Origin of the sequence: Larkinella sp. (genome assembly GCF_965227735.1) — a bacterium.
Classification (GTDB): Bacteria; Bacteroidota; Bacteroidia; order Cytophagales; family Spirosomataceae; genus Larkinella.
Map to the genome: position 1 here is coordinate 3529441 of NZ_OZ245776.1, position 13803 is coordinate 3543243.

Annotated in this window: 12 protein-coding genes; 8 read left to right on the forward strand and 4 right to left on the reverse strand. The window is 53.1% G+C overall.

Features of this window, described 5'->3' with window-relative positions:
* Nucleotides 1-5 precede the first annotated feature (5 nt).
* The 3 genes from ACO064_RS13640 (at nucleotide 6) to ACO064_RS13650 (ending at nucleotide 4147) form a co-directional block, all read left to right on the forward strand.
* The gene (locus ACO064_RS13640) at nucleotides 6-647 is read left to right on the forward strand and encodes a hypothetical protein (RefSeq protein ID WP_421827848.1); all 642 of its coding nucleotides are present in this window, start codon (nucleotides 6-8) and stop codon (nucleotides 645-647) included.
* 166 nt (nucleotides 648-813) lie between these two features.
* Entirely contained in the window at nucleotides 814-2124 is a 1311-nt protein-coding gene (rimO, locus tag ACO064_RS13645) for a 30S ribosomal protein S12 methylthiotransferase RimO (RefSeq protein ID WP_421827849.1), read from the forward strand.
* Nucleotides 2125-2194: 70 nt separating this feature from the next.
* Nucleotides 2195-4147 carry a sensor histidine kinase gene (locus ACO064_RS13650; RefSeq protein WP_421827850.1) on the forward strand — a complete coding sequence of 651 codons (1953 nt, stop codon included), beginning with the start codon at nucleotides 2195-2197 and terminating at the stop codon, nucleotides 4145-4147.
* A 3-nt stretch (nucleotides 4148-4150) separates the two neighbouring features.
* Here the strand turns inward: ACO064_RS13650 and ACO064_RS13655 are convergent, their stop codons facing one another.
* Together ACO064_RS13655 and ACO064_RS13660 are read right to left on the reverse strand one after the other, a co-directional pair.
* The gene (locus ACO064_RS13655) at nucleotides 4151-5506 is read right to left on the reverse strand and encodes an NAD-dependent succinate-semialdehyde dehydrogenase (RefSeq protein ID WP_421827851.1); all 1356 of its coding nucleotides are present in this window, start codon (nucleotides 5504-5506) and stop codon (nucleotides 4151-4153) included.
* Between the two features lie 77 nt (nucleotides 5507-5583).
* The gene (locus ACO064_RS13660) at nucleotides 5584-6102 is read right to left on the reverse strand and encodes a MarR family winged helix-turn-helix transcriptional regulator (RefSeq protein WP_421827852.1); all 519 of its coding nucleotides are present in this window, start codon (nucleotides 6100-6102) and stop codon (nucleotides 5584-5586) included.
* A 233-nt stretch (nucleotides 6103-6335) separates the two neighbouring features.
* Here ACO064_RS13660 and ACO064_RS13665 point away from each other — a divergent pair, with 233 nt between their 5' ends.
* The 4 genes from ACO064_RS13665 (at nucleotide 6336) to acpP (ending at nucleotide 10719) form a co-directional block, all read left to right on the forward strand.
* On the forward strand, nucleotides 6336-7421 hold the full coding sequence (locus tag ACO064_RS13665) for an HlyD family secretion protein (protein WP_421827853.1): 1086 nt from the start codon (nucleotides 6336-6338) through the stop codon (nucleotides 7419-7421).
* Nucleotide 7422: 1 nt separating this feature from the next.
* On the forward strand, nucleotides 7423-8997 hold the full coding sequence (locus tag ACO064_RS13670; protein WP_421827854.1) for a DHA2 family efflux MFS transporter permease subunit: 1575 nt from the start codon (nucleotides 7423-7425) through the stop codon (nucleotides 8995-8997).
* Nucleotides 8998-9033: 36 nt separating this feature from the next.
* Entirely contained in the window at nucleotides 9034-10332 is a 1299-nt protein-coding gene (locus ACO064_RS13675) for a TolC family protein (protein ID WP_421827855.1), read from the forward strand.
* A gap of 147 nt (nucleotides 10333-10479) precedes the next feature.
* A complete protein-coding gene (gene acpP, locus ACO064_RS13680) occupies nucleotides 10480-10719 on the forward strand; it encodes an acyl carrier protein (protein WP_114406463.1) in 240 nt (79 codons plus the stop codon).
* 79 nt (nucleotides 10720-10798) lie between these two features.
* Here the strand turns inward: acpP and ACO064_RS13685 are convergent, their stop codons facing one another.
* Together ACO064_RS13685 and gcvT are read right to left on the reverse strand one after the other, a co-directional pair.
* The gene (locus ACO064_RS13685; RefSeq protein ID WP_421827856.1) at nucleotides 10799-11515 is read right to left on the reverse strand and encodes a 2-phosphosulfolactate phosphatase; all 717 of its coding nucleotides are present in this window, start codon (nucleotides 11513-11515) and stop codon (nucleotides 10799-10801) included.
* 111 nt (nucleotides 11516-11626) lie between these two features.
* Complete coding sequence (gene gcvT, locus ACO064_RS13690; protein WP_421827857.1) at nucleotides 11627-12721, reverse strand: glycine cleavage system aminomethyltransferase GcvT; 1095 nt, start codon at nucleotides 12719-12721, stop codon at nucleotides 11627-11629.
* Nucleotides 12722-12906: 185 nt separating this feature from the next.
* On the opposite strand from gcvT, the gene ACO064_RS13695 reads away from it, so the two are divergent.
* Nucleotides 12907-13740, forward strand: coding sequence for a carboxypeptidase-like regulatory domain-containing protein (locus ACO064_RS13695; protein WP_421827858.1), 834 nt, complete (start codon nucleotides 12907-12909; stop codon nucleotides 13738-13740).
* The last annotated feature ends 63 nt before the right edge of the window (nucleotides 13741-13803 follow it).

Here is a 13803-nt window from a genome sequence, read left to right on the forward strand (position 1 = left end):
CCGTTATGAACGCTTTTCTGATCACGGTTTCGGTGCTGGCTCCCTTTGCCTGGGTCATCTACAAGTTGCTCCGCTACACTGCTAAGTCGCTGGGCGATGAATCGCCGTTAGCAACCGTTGTGAGCTACAAAATCGACGATTTGGAGTATTTTATCAGCTTCAATTTTTTCTTTTTAATCTTCTTTACCCTGATTAATCTATTTTTTCTTTACGCTACCGTGTTCTTTCTGATTCCCGCTGCTGCCGTCTACTGGCATTGTTTTATTACAGTAGGTTGTCTGGCTATCTCGGTTTACGCCTTGTGGTGGTGCATACTCATTTTTCGGCTTGACTGGCAATATTGGACCATTACCAGGGGGAAAACGATCACGATGGACCCGGCTGATAAAAGCCTGGAAATAGCGACCAGCGACGAAACCGTTTGCTTCACAGCCGCCGAGGTAGATGGGGTTGAAAAACATGGACCTGGTTTTAATTCCGGCAAACTCGTTGCTGGCTACCGTTATTTCATTTTTAAATTGAAAGACGGGCGTCGGATTTATCTCAATCATAACAAAAGCTACCTCGATTTCGCCATCGACGACTATTTCAAAACCGTTCCGATTCAGTATGTCCCGCATAAAATTCCGTGGATTGTTGCCCCATAACTTTCTCCTGAATTGTACTTTTCCGAACTTTGCCCAAAATACCAGTGTTGTGCCAAAACGGTCACCGCTTTGGCTGTGTCATTTAATCCGGTCGGATCAACAATCCATCATCCGACACGCGGACAATCCTGTTAATCAGGCTAATCCGTTTTAATCTTGGTCTACTTTGAAAACAAAAGGATTACGCACGAATAAAATCAATATCGTCACGCTGGGCTGCTCCAAAAACCTGGTGGATTCGGAAGTACTATTCACCCAACTGAAAGGCAACGGCTACAACGTTTCGCACGAATCGAAGAAAGACGATGCCAACATTGTGGTGATCAATACCTGCGGTTTTATCGATAATGCGAAGGAAGAATCGATCAACACCATTCTGCGGTATGTGGATGCCAAAGATGCGGGCGTGGTCGACAAAGTATACGTAACCGGGTGTTTGTCACACCGCTACAAAGACGAACTGGAAATTGAAATGCCGACGGTCGATGCGTGGTTTGGCACCAATGAACTGCCACGCTTGCTCAAAACGCTGAAAGCCGATTACAAACACGAGCTTGTGGGCGAAAGGCTTTTGACGACCCCCGCCCATTATGCGTACCTTAAAATTGCGGAAGGCTGCGACCGCCCCTGCTCGTTTTGCGCCATTCCGCTCATGCGCGGACACCACGTTTCGCGCCCGGCCGAAGAGCTAATCAAGGAAGCGCAGTCGCTGGCCCGGCGCGGTACCAAAGAACTGATTCTGATTGCCCAGGATTTGACCTATTACGGGCTGGATATTTATAAAAAACGCACGCTGGCCGACCTCATCAACCGCCTAGCCGACGTTGAAGGCATCGAGTGGATTCGGTTGCAATATGCCTACCCGTCCGGTTTTCCGATGGATGTGCTCGATGTGATGCGCGAGCGGTCGAACGTATGTAACTACCTCGACATGCCGCTGCAAACCGGCTCGACCGAACTCCTGAAATCCATGCGCCGGGGCATTACCCGCGAGAAAACCGAAGCCCTGATCGACACCATTCGCGAAAAAGTACCCGGTATTGCGCTCCGAACCACGTTGATTGTCGGCCATCCCGGCGAAACCGAAGCGATGTTTGACGAAACGTACGATTTTGTCGAACGGATGCGGTTTGACCGGCTGGGGGCTTTTACGTATTCCCACGAAGACAACACGCATTCGTACACCATGCCCGACGACGTGCCGGCCGACATCAAGCAGGAACGCGCCGACGCCATCATGGATCTGCAACAGGGCATTTCGGCGGAGTTGAATCAGGCTAAACTCGGCAACACCTATAAAGTGCTTTTCGACCGGAAAGAAGGCGGTTTTTTCATTGGCCGAACCGAGTTTGACTCGCCCGAAGTCGACAATGAAGTGCTTGTTCCGGCGGGGCAATACGTCCGCCAGGGCGATTTTGCCCGGGTCCGTATTACGGAAGCCCACGAGTTCGACGTATACGGCGTCGTAACCGAATAACAAAAACAGCTAACTCCCTCTCAACCAAGCCGGTTTTTCAGTATATTTGGGACCGAACCTTCCCGACGGTATGGCTCCTCTTTACCGGCTTGTTGTTTTTCTGTGTCTACTCTCTCCGGTTTTTGTCTGGGCAGACCAACCCGTCATACCCGTTCCGTCCGGTAATCAGACACTGGTTCTCGATCATGATCTCTGGTTCGTTCAGGATACGGCCCATCGCCTGACCATCGATCAGGTCGTGCGACCGGAAATGGCCGCAACGTTCCAGCCCAGTTCGTCGCCCATTCCGAATTTTGGCTACAGCAGCGGCAATCAGTTTTCACACCCGGTCTGGGTGCGCTTCCGGCTGAAAAATACGACGAATCAAATTCAGGCGCTGTTCTGCGAAATCGATTTCTGGGCCTTCGACGACCTGCAACTGTTTATTACCGACGGTCAAAAAGTCGTTTATACCTCTCCCGTATACGGCTGGAAAACGCCCGTTACGCAGAAAATGGTTTACCACCGCAACTACTGGTTTCCGTTTACCTTGCCCGCGGGCATGGAAGTGACCTGTTACGTTCGGTCCTTCAAAAGCCGGGGCGTCCAGGTCGTTCCGATCACCATTCGGCCACAAGGAGGGCTCGACACCTTCATTCTGGGCGATTACGCGTTCTGGGGTGGTATTTTTGCAGTCTTTCTCTTCGTTATTGCCATCAGTTTTTTCTTTTACCTGACCACCTTCGACCGGATTTACGCGAAGTACATTCTCTGTGTAATCGGTCTGGCCGGTTATTTTTTCATCAACGACGGTTTTTTATACCAGTTCTATTTCGACAGTCAGTTCCGGATGCCCAACCGAAACATCTACTTCGTGTTTCCGTTGCTGCTCTTTTTCTTCCAACTGCTGTTCGTGCGTTCATTTTTGTCGCTGGAAAAAACCCCGAGTCGTCTGTGGCATCGCGTGGCAACGGTGGCGCTGGTGGGTGGTGTTTTCTGTTTGACGTCTTTGCTGGTCGAATGGATCACGTATGTTCCTCCCCTGGTCGAGCTGATGGTGATGCGGCTTTTTATCGTTTTTTACTGGCTGCCGATGCCGCTGATCTGGGCTTTCATCGTCATCAACCTCATCCGGCGCTATCGCGTGCAGGAAGCCTGGCTTTATCTGGTGGCCGTCAGCCCGTTTTACACCCTCAATTTTCTGGTGATTCTCTGCAATCTCAAGTTGTTTCCGACCTACGCGTTTCTGGAAAGCTACGAGAATTTCGCCCTGGCGGCTTTGTTTGAAGTGATGGTGCTGACTTTCGGACTGGCCTACCGGTATAAACTCATCCGCGACCACAACGAACGGCTTAGCGAAGAACGCACCCAGCAGCAACGGCTGGCTTTTGAAGCCCATGTGCAGGGGCTTCAGCTCAGAAATGAATCCTTCCAGGAAAAAGAACGCATTGCCCGCGATCTGCACGACAACGTGGGCGCGCAATTGTCGTTCATTGTCAACAGTTTGCAGCAAATCGCGCGTCAGGCCGAAAAACAGCCGGTCGCCAACACCCGGCCGTTGTCGTCGCAGCTCCGTTCCGTCGTCGATTACACCCGCGAAGCCATCAAGATGCTCCGCGATACCATCTGGGCCATCCACCAGGAGAGTTTTACGCTGGAAGAATTTGAGGAACGAATCAACCACTACGTCAGCCGGTATTTTCAGCAACTGGACCCGCTTCAAATTACAATCCACACGGAAGGTGAACTCACCCAGCCGCTGACGTCGGTTCAGGCCCTGAACATGTTCCGGATCATGCAGGAAGCCCTGCACAACGTGGTCAAACACGCACAGGCTACGGAAGTGACGGTTTTGCTGCTCGCCAAGCCCGACGGATCTTTCCAACTGAGTGTCAGCGATAACGGCAACGGTTTAGCCTGGAATCAGGACGAATCGCTCGACAACCACTACGGGTTGCAAAACATGAAAAAGCGCGCCGAAGAACTGGGTGGCCAGTTCCGGATTTACTCCGATCGCGGCACGGTCGTGGAAGTGGCGGTCTGATCGTTATTCCATCCAGACGGTTTTGATATTCAGGAATTCTTTCATCCCGACTTCCGCCAATTCCCGGCCGAAACCCGACAGTTTTACCCCACCGAACGGCACCCGCGGGTCGGAGCGCATCAGCGAATTGACAAACACCGAACCGGCCTGAATCTGCCGCGCCAGCCGTTCGGCCCGCTCCAGATCCCGCGTCCAGAGTGCCGAGCCCAGACCGTACTGGGATTGATTCGCGAGCTTCACCGCATCCTGTTCGTCTTTTGCTTCAACGATAACCGCCAGCGGACCGAACGTTTCCTGATCGAAAGCCGTCATTCCCGGTTTTACTCTATCCAGCAAAATCGGTTGCACATTACAACCTTCCCGGTTTCCGCCCGATAGCATGCGGGCGCCCTGCCGAACGGTTTCCGCACACTGGCTCTCAATTGTTTCGGCCAGATCGACCCGCGCTACCGGCCCCATAGTCGTGGTTTCCAGCGTCGGATCGCCCTGCTGAATGGCCTGGATATGGCTAAGTACCTGCTCCGTAAATTCTTTCCTGACCGATTTTTCAACGATAAACCGCTTGGCGGCAATGCAGCTTTGCCCGGCGTTCTGCATCCGCGACTGCACGGCGGTTTGGGCGGCTTTTTCCAGATCGGCATCGGCCAGTACAATCAGGGCGTCGCTACCGCCCAGTTCGAGCACCGATTTTTTGATCTGGCTGCCAGCAATCGACGCCACCGACATCCCGGCTTTTTCGCTGCCGGTGAGTGTGACGGCTTTCACGCGCGGGTCTTTCAGAACGGTTTCGACGGTTTTCGATTCGATAAGTAAGGACTGAAACGTGCCGGTCGGAAAGTCGCAGGCCCGGAAGATTTCTTCAATCGCCAATGAACAGCCACTGACGTTGGCGGCATGTTTCAGCAACCCGACGTTGCCCGCCAGCAACGACGGAATGGCAAACCGGAACACCTGCCAGAACGGAAAATTCCAGGGCATCACGGCCAGCACCACGCCCAGCGGTTCGTAGGCTACAAAACTCTTTTTAGCTTCTGTCTTGATCGTCAGGTCAGCCAGAAACCGGGGGGCGTTTTCGACGTAATAATCGCAGCCAACGGCACATTTCTCCACTTCGGCTACGGCTTCCTTGAGCGTTTTGCCCATTTCAGCCGTCATCAACGCCCCATACCGCTGTTTTTCCTGGCGCAAATGAACCGCTACGTTCCGAAAATAGGCCAGGCGTTCTTCCAGCGAAAGCGCCGACCAACCCGTAAAAGCGCGGTCGGCTTTCTTAATTTTCTGGTCGAGCGACTCCGCACGCAGGGCCGGATAGGACTTGATTTTTTTCTGGGTGTAGGGGTTGACGGACGTGAAGTTCATGGCCTGTGGTTTTTATTTCTAAACAAAAAAATACCCTAACCGACTGACCAGTTAGGGTGAAATTTCAGCAGCAATCCTTATTGCACGCAGTGAATACCCGATAAGGGTCCGGTATCTTTTTCGATTTCCCGCACCAGCATCACCATCGTATCGATCATCTGTTCAACCCGTTCGCGACCGGCAATGGCCTGGAACTTCTCCCGAATCTCCTCCATGCAGTTGAAAACCGCTACCATCAACTGTTTCCCGCGTTCATTGATAAAAATCTGGCTGGAACGCGAATCGCGCTCATTTTTCACCGTGTAAATATAGCCGTCGTCTTCCAGCAACTTGACGACCTTGCTCATGGCCTGTTTGGTAACACCCGCCCGTCTTGCCAGCTCATTGTTCGTAATGCCATCCTCCTCCAGATTGGCCAGAAAGGCAATGTAACTCGCTTTAAAATCCGGAAAACCCAGCTCAGGAAGCCGTTGCTCGACATAGCGGCCGATGAACCGCTTCATTTTCGACATGACCCGGCCTAACGTCCGCTCACGCACTTTGTAAAAAAACTGAAAATCAAACGGTTTTTCAACCGCCACCACTTCGGTATTCATACGTCTTCCTTTGCGTCGTTACAGAGCCGACAAGTTACAAACTTTTCACAAGGTGAGGAACATCGGCTGCGTAAACGGTCGTTGGCCGGGCTTCATCGCCTGCTATTAAAATCCCGTTAAAGTACGAAAACAACTAGTCAATTAAGTTGACTATTCTCGAAACTTCTCCTACTTTTGCCCAAAACTAGTCAACCTAGTTTACTAAAACAAGATTCGTATAACTTTTCCTAAAAATGGCAACAGAACAAACCACGCCCGTCAAAAAGTATCTACCCCGTCTGCTCGTGCTGGTTGTTGTGGTAGCGGCTGCTTTCTACGGTTTTCAATCGTATCGCTATAACCAACACTACGAAACGACCGACAACGCCCAAATCGAGGGCAACACAGCCCCGGTTCTGGCGCGGGTGGCCGGATATGTGCAACAGGTTGGCATCGAAGATTATGCCGCCGTCCAACGCGGTCAGGAACTGATCACGGTCGATCCGCAGGAATATGAAGTAGCGCTGCAACAGGCCGAGGCCGATTACCAGCAAACGCTGGCCGATATTCAAACCGCCCGGGCCGACTTGCAAAATGCACAGGCCACGTTCCGGAATGTGCAGCAAAATCTGAAAGTCACCCAGTCGAATGCCAATGTGCAACAATTACGGGTCTCGAAAGCGGCCAACGACCTCAAGCGCGACGAAAATCTGTACAAAGGCCAGTCGCTGACGCAAAAGCAACTGGAAGACAGCCGCAACAACTCCGAGGTTCAGGCCCGGCAGTTCGACGCCAATGTGCAACAGATCGGGCTGGCCAAAACCTCCGAAGCTGTGGCCCAGGCCAACATTGCGAAGGCCCAGGCCAACATTCTGAAAGCGCAGGCGCTGCTGAAAGTGAAACAGGCCGCCATCGACAACGCCAAACTCCGGTTGGGTTATGCCAAAATTACCGCCCCCATTGCGGGAAAAATCGGCAAGAAAAACGTGGTGGTTGGTCAGTATGTGCAGCCCGGTCAGAACCTGTTCACCATCGTCAATGACTCGACGTTCTGGGTAGTAGCCAATTTCAAGGAAACGCAACTGCAACACATGCGCGTCGGGCAACCAGTCGACGTGAAGATCGATGCGTACCCGGATCTGGAAGTCAAAGGCAAGGTGGTTTCGCTCTCGGAAGCGACCGGGGCCAAGTTCGCCCTGCTGCCCGCCGACAACGCTTCCGGCAACTTTGTGAAGGTAACCCAGCGGGTTCCGGTGAAAATAGAAATCGAAAATCCGGCAAAATACAAAGACCTGCTGCGGGCGGGTTTGAGTACGGACGTAGCCGTGAAAGTGCAATAAGATGGCATCAGCAGGATTTAAAAAGTGGATTATCGTCATCACAACCGTGTCGGCAGCCATTCTGGAGCTGATCGACACGTCGATTGTCAACGTCGGGATTACCCAGATGGCGGGCAATCTCGGCGTCACGATTGAAGACATTTCGTGGGTCGTCACGGCTTACGCGATTGCCAACGTGATCATCATTCCGATGACCGGTTTTCTCCAGAACTATTTTGGCCGAAAAACGTACTACATCGGTTCCATCATTCTCTTTACGCTTGCGTCCTATTTCTGCGGCATTGCCGACAATCTGTGGACGCTGGTGGCCTTTCGTTTTTTGCAGGGAATCGGCGGGGGCGCGTTGCTCTCGACCTCGCAGGGCATCATGTATGACGCATTTCCGCCCTCGCAACGCGCCATTGCCTCGGCTCTTTTCGGGATGGGCATCGTGATGGGCCCGACCCTCGGACCCACCCTGGGCGGCTACATCATCGACAATTACCATTGGAGCTGGTTGTTTTTCATCAACGTTCCGATCGGGATACTGGCGGTTTTTCTGTGCTCGACCTTTATCGACAAACAGCCGTCCGAATACAGCATCGATCGGAGTACGATCAAGATCGACCAGATCGGGATTCTGTTGCTGGCCGTGGGCGTCGGGAGTTTGCAGTATGTGCTGGAACGGGGCGAAGCCGACGACTGGTTCGACGACCGCGCCATTCTGTACCTGACCGTCGTAGCCGCCATTTCCATTCCATTGTTTCTGTGGTGGGAATTGAAAACCAAGAGTCCGGTCATGGATTTAAGGGTGGTGAAAAACCGCAACCTGGCCGTCGGTTCGGTGCTGGTGTTCATCATCGGCTACGGTTTGTTCACCTCGATTCTGCTCTTTCCCCTGTTTGCCCAGCGGATTGTCGGCTATACGGCGACCAAAACCGGGAACATCCTGATTCCGGGCGGGGCGGTGGCGTTGATCATGTTTCCGGTGGTTGGGCGGTCGATGGCGGCTGGTGTTTCTCCGCGGATTTTCGCCATTCTGGGCTATCTGGCGTTCATTCTGTTCTGCTACATGATGTCGAACCTCAATGCCGACGCCAGCGAACGCGATTTTACGTGGGCGTTGCTGGTGCGCGGGGCCGGTTTAGCGATGATCAATGCGCCGTTGATCAACCAGTCCATTTCAACCCTAAAACCGTCTGAACTGCCGACCGGTATTGCGTTTACCAACATGGTGAGGCAATTGGGTGGAGCGTTCGGGGTCGCGATCACCAATACCTACATCGCCCAGCGCAGTGCCGTTCACCGCAACGATCTGGTTTCGAACCTGCAACCCAATGATGCGTTGACCACCGACCGGTTGAATGCGATGGCCCAGAGCCTGGCCTCCCGGGGTGTCAATGCGTTCGACTCCGTTACGGCAGCCTACCGAAACCTGGATGCGCTGATTTCCAAACAGGCGCTGATGGTTTCGTATCTGGATACGTTTCGACTCGCCGGGCTATTTTTCGTGGTGACCCTGCCACTGCTGTTTCTGATGCAGAACAAAAAAATGGACCCGGCAGCCGCCAAAGCCGCAGCCGATGCTGCCCACTAACCAGCCGACCAATCAAGAATCTCATACAAAAACACAATGAAACCATTTAGTCTCCTTTTTATTCTCACGCTGATTGCGGAAACCGTAGGGGCCCAGTCGATTCCGGACGACCTGCGGGGACTCATCAATCAGGCCAACACCAACTATCCGCGTCTGAAAGAGCAGCAGCAACAACTCCGGGCGGGCGAGGTACACGTGGCCATTGCCCGTTCGGCCTATCAGCCCAATATTACCGGCAACGCTATTTATCAGTACGTTACGCCCGTTGCGAAGGCCACCTTACCGGTCAACGGCCAGGATGCCACGATCCAGTTTCAGCCCAACCACAATGCCAATGCGAACATCGGCATCGGGCAGACCCTGTATGACTTTGGCCGGACGGATGCCAGCATTAAGCAGGCTGTCGATCAGGTGCAGTTGCTGCGCCGAAGTCTGGAGCTGACCCGTCAAAACCTGGGTTATCAGGTGGCTGCGGTTTATTACGGCATCGGTTTTCTGGAAAAAAGCATCGTGGTGCAGGATTCGGTCATTACAGTGGCGCAGGGAAACATCCGGATTTTTGCGAACCGCCTGCAAAATGGGGAAGCGTTGCAGTATGATTTGCTGACACAACAGGTTCGGTTGAAAACCGCCCAGAATCGAAAAATTGATTTGCAAAACAATCTGGAGCGGCAACGGGCGTTATTGACGTATCTGACCGGCGATCCAAATCCGGCCATCAGCCCTGTTGCCGCTCAGTTCGATGAACAGGTTCAGCCATTCACACTGGAAGGAAGCCTGCAAACGGCTCAATCAACGAATAAAGAAGTACAACTAGCGCAAGACCGGGTACGGGCGGCTCAAACCGATGTGTTGGCCAACGATCGCAGTGGACGGCCGAACCTGAGTTTTAACGGTTCAGCGGGATACAAAAACGGGTATTTACCGGAAATTGGCGCGCTGAGGTTTAATGTAGCCGCCGGGGTCAATCTGACGATACCGATTTATGCCGGTAAACGATACAGCTTGCAAAACCAGGCCGCCCGTCTGAATCTGGACGCCAGCCGGTATGCCGTAGAGAACGCCAGTGCCCAGTTGCGGCAGAGTCTGGAACAATTGAATGCCGATATTCGGAGCAACCGGCAGCGGTTGCAGAACCTGGAAACGCAGGTGTTACAGGCGCGGAAAGCCCTGGAAATTGCCCAGATCCGGTTAACCTCCGGTGTCATCACACCCGTTGAGTTGCAGAGTGCGGAAACCGGTGTGGAAGAAGCGGAACTGGCCCGTTTGAACTATCAGTACCAACTATTACTCAATCATTTAGAGTATAAACGATTGCTGGGCGAAAATTTATAGGTACCGGAAACGAAAAGTTGATTGTCTGGCAAACTAAAAAAGAAAACAGACGGTTCTTTCAACGTGGCCACGTACACAAATAGCCGCTCTCACACACCAGCAGATGCTCGTCTGCACGACTAGACAACCTGAAAACAGTTTACGACTATGAAAGATCGCGTAACCAACATCCTCAAGAACTTCGGCATCAAGGAATCGGCCATTCATCCTACCGTTCACTTTACGCGCGACCTGGGCCTCGACAGCCTGGACACCGTTGATTTGATCATGCAGTTGGAACAGGAATTCGGTGTTCGGATTCCCGACGAAGATTACTCGAAACTGACTACCTTTCAGGGCGTTGTAGACTATTTGCAGACGGAGCAACACGTTGCCATGCAGGACTAAGCCAGATTAAAAAATAGAATACGAAACGAGCCGACGTGCGATCCCGGAAGGAGATGCGCGTCGGCTCGTTTTTTATGGACTACACCTCCATACTGACCAGCGCACTACCCCGCAAAACCGGGACGACATCGTACAGATCGTGTTGCAAACAGTAAATGATATCCTTGTGAATGCTGAGCCGGTGGAGCCGCCGGACGTGTGAAGAACTGGACAGAAAAGCGGGCAAATCGTTTTTACCCTGGGCATACAGCCGCAAGGCCATCAGTCCGCTGTCTTCCGGAACCATGTATTCGTCTTTCAGCCGCTCGATCAGCGCCCCGGCAAACAGGGTGTCTTCCAGATTGACGCGCCCTTTCCAGCCTGCACACAAGATCAGCACGTCGTAGCGTTCGCCCTGGAGAAACCGCGCCACCGCTTCCAGGTTCAGGAATGACCCGACCAGTACCTTCACTGCGTTTCGTGAGCGCGTGATGGCGTAGGTGCCGTTGGTAGTCGTCATGGCGATGTTGGCGCCGATCAGTCGCTCGTCCATGTAGCTGAACGGCGAATTGTCCAGTTCGAAACCGTCCACTTTTTTGGCGTTTCGTTCGGCTGCGGCCAGATAGCCCCGGCCCTGCAACTGGCTGCACTCCTCGACCGTCGCCACCGGCGTAATGCTGTTGACGCCGTGGGCAAAAGCGGTCACCATACAGGAGGTAGCCCGGAATACGTCCGCTACAACAACGATGGAATTTTCGAGAGAATCGGCATGCAGGTGGAGTAAATCGGGAGTCAGGCAGACGTCGATAGTTTTCAAAATAGCGGTTTTTAATGTTTACGGTTTTCAGTATTCGGTTTACGGTGGCTGACGCGCGAAGTCTAACGCGTCAGCCACCGTAAACCGAACACTGAAAACCGTAAACAGACTTTAATTCTTTACAAAAGGTAATTTCACAACCTGCGCCTTCAACAGCCGGTCGCGGACTTTGACAAATAGTTCAGAACCCGGTTTGCTGTATTCCGTCGGAACGTAACCCATCCCGATGCCCTTGCTGAGCGTGGGCGACTGGGTGCCGGATGTGACTTCACCGATGCGGTTTCCATCGGCATCGCAAAGTTCATAGTGGCTCCGCGGAATACCCCGGTCGATGAGTTCAAACCCGACCAGTTTCCGTTTTAACCCTTCCTTCTTCTGATTTTGCAGGTTTTCGGAATTGACAAACGGTTTGGTAAATTTCGTCACCCAGCCTAAACCGGCTTCCAGGGGCGAAATCGTATCATCTACATCATTTCCGTAGAGACAATAGCCCATTTCGAGTCGCAACGTATCGCGCGCACCCAGTCCGATGGGCTGGATGCCGTAGGGTTCGCCGGCTTTCATGATCGCATTCCAGACGGCTTCGGCCTGTTCATTGGCCACGTAAATTTCAAAACCGCCCGCACCGGTGTAGCCCGTAGCCGAGACAATCACGTTGGGGAAACCGGCAAAATCCGTCTTCTCGAAGGTATAATACGACATCGAATGCAGCAGGACGTTGGTCAGCGGTTGCAGTGCCTGAGCCGCCAGGGGCCCCTGAACGGCGAACAGACAGGTGCCGTCCGAGATGTTGATCATCTCCAGGCCGCTCCCGAAATCGTTCTGGCTCTGAATCCAATTCCAGTCTTTTTCGATGTTCGACGCATTTACCACCAGCATATATTCTACCTTGCTGATCTGATAAATGAGCAGATCGTCGACTACGCCCCCCTGATCATTAGGCAAGTAGCTGTATTGCACTTTGCCGTCGTAGAGCAGCGAGGCATCATTGGCCGACACTTTCTGAATTAGATCAAGGGCTTTTTCACCTTTCAAAATGAACTCACCCATGTGTGACACATCAAAAATACCGACGGCATTTCGGACGGTCTGGTGCTCCAGAAGGTCGGAAGAATACCGCACCGGCATCAGAAATCCGGCAAACGGCACCATTTTTGCCCCGAGTTGTTCGTGAATCGTTTCGAGCGGTACGTGCTTTAAATCCATAAAACGGAAGAATTGTGAATGCGATTCGGATTTCGGTTCAACGCATCGATCGCGCTCTTTATCCAATTACCCGAATTACAAAACTACCGAATTGTTGACGGTTTTCCATGTACATGACCACCTGCTGCCGGTTTCTGTTTGCCTTTGTTTTTTTATTCAGTCCTTCATGGATGTTTGCTCAAACGATGATCAGGGGGCAAGTCCGGCTTGACAGCACCAGTCAGCCGGTTTCCTACGCGCTGATCAGCGAGCCACAGCACCGGTTTGGCACCTACGCCGATGCACAGGGGCGGTTTTCGGCCCGGATTCCGGAAGGTATCGACACGCTCCTGATTAGCTGCGTCGGTTTTGAGAACCTGATGCTGCCGCTGGCTGGTTTGTCGGACAGCACGGCGGTTTACCGGCTGCGGGCCAAACCAAACGTGCTGACCGAAATTGTGGTCCGGGGCCGAAAACCGAAGGTGGTGGCCGTCGGGGCCATCCGGAAGCGCGCGCCGATTGTCTGGGGCAACTGCTCGGGCCGGAACATCGAGTTTGCGTTACACGTCCGCAATGTCAAAGGCATTCGGGGTTATCTGCACCGGGTTTCGTATCTGATTGCGCGCGGGGGCGTGGCGACGGCCCCGTTTCGGGTGCGCATCTACGCCAACGCGGACGGCGAACCGGGCGAAGACCGGCTGCCCCAGAGCGTGGTGACGGCCGCCCGGCGGGGCAATGCCTGGTGCGAGGTCGATCTGTCGCGCTACCAGATTGAATTTCCGAAAGAAGGCCTTTTCATCGCGATGGAGTGGCTCCCGACCGACGAAGACCGGTATAAATTCGCGACCTCGTTCAAAATGCCGGATGGTCAGAAGAATATGCGGGAGTGTTTCGGGCAATACCTGGCGTTCAACCGGGAACTGCGGACGGCAACCTACTGGGAGCGCATCAACGGCGGCACCTGGCGACGCAACGCGCCCCTCTCACGGGTCGGAATGGGCGAACATCCGGTGATTCAGGCGAAGATTGCGCTGGAGTGATATACTTAATGTATTTTTGTTCACTATGAGTAAACTTGTTTCAACAAGAAGATGTTTAACATC

Bases quoted from the DNA above. Each gene is read 5' to 3' on its own strand.
- ACO064_RS13640 (WP_421827848.1), top strand. From the start codon at position 6: ATGAACGCTTTTCTGATCACGGTTTCGGTGCTGGCTCCCTTTGCCTGG.
- ACO064_RS13650 (WP_421827850.1), top strand. From the start codon at position 2,195: ATGGCTCCTCTTTACCGGCTTGTTGTTTTTCTGTGTCTACTCTCTCCG.
- ACO064_RS13655 (WP_421827851.1), bottom strand. From the start codon at position 5,506: ATGAACTTCACGTCCGTCAACCCCTACACCCAGAAAAAAATCAAGTCC.
- ACO064_RS13660 (WP_421827852.1), bottom strand. From the start codon at position 6,102: ATGAATACCGAAGTGGTGGCGGTTGAAAAACCGTTTGATTTTCAGTTT.
- ACO064_RS13665 (WP_421827853.1), top strand. From the start codon at position 6,336: ATGGCAACAGAACAAACCACGCCCGTCAAAAAGTATCTACCCCGTCTG.
- ACO064_RS13670 (WP_421827854.1), top strand. From the start codon at position 7,423: ATGGCATCAGCAGGATTTAAAAAGTGGATTATCGTCATCACAACCGTG.
- ACO064_RS13675 (WP_421827855.1), top strand. From the start codon at position 9,034: ATGAAACCATTTAGTCTCCTTTTTATTCTCACGCTGATTGCGGAAACC.
- acpP (WP_114406463.1), top strand. From the start codon at position 10,480: ATGAAAGATCGCGTAACCAACATCCTCAAGAACTTCGGCATCAAGGAA.
- gcvT (WP_421827857.1), bottom strand. From the start codon at position 12,721: ATGGATTTAAAGCACGTACCGCTCGAAACGATTCACGAACAACTCGGG.
- ACO064_RS13695 (WP_421827858.1), top strand. From the start codon at position 12,907: ATGATCAGGGGGCAAGTCCGGCTTGACAGCACCAGTCAGCCGGTTTCC.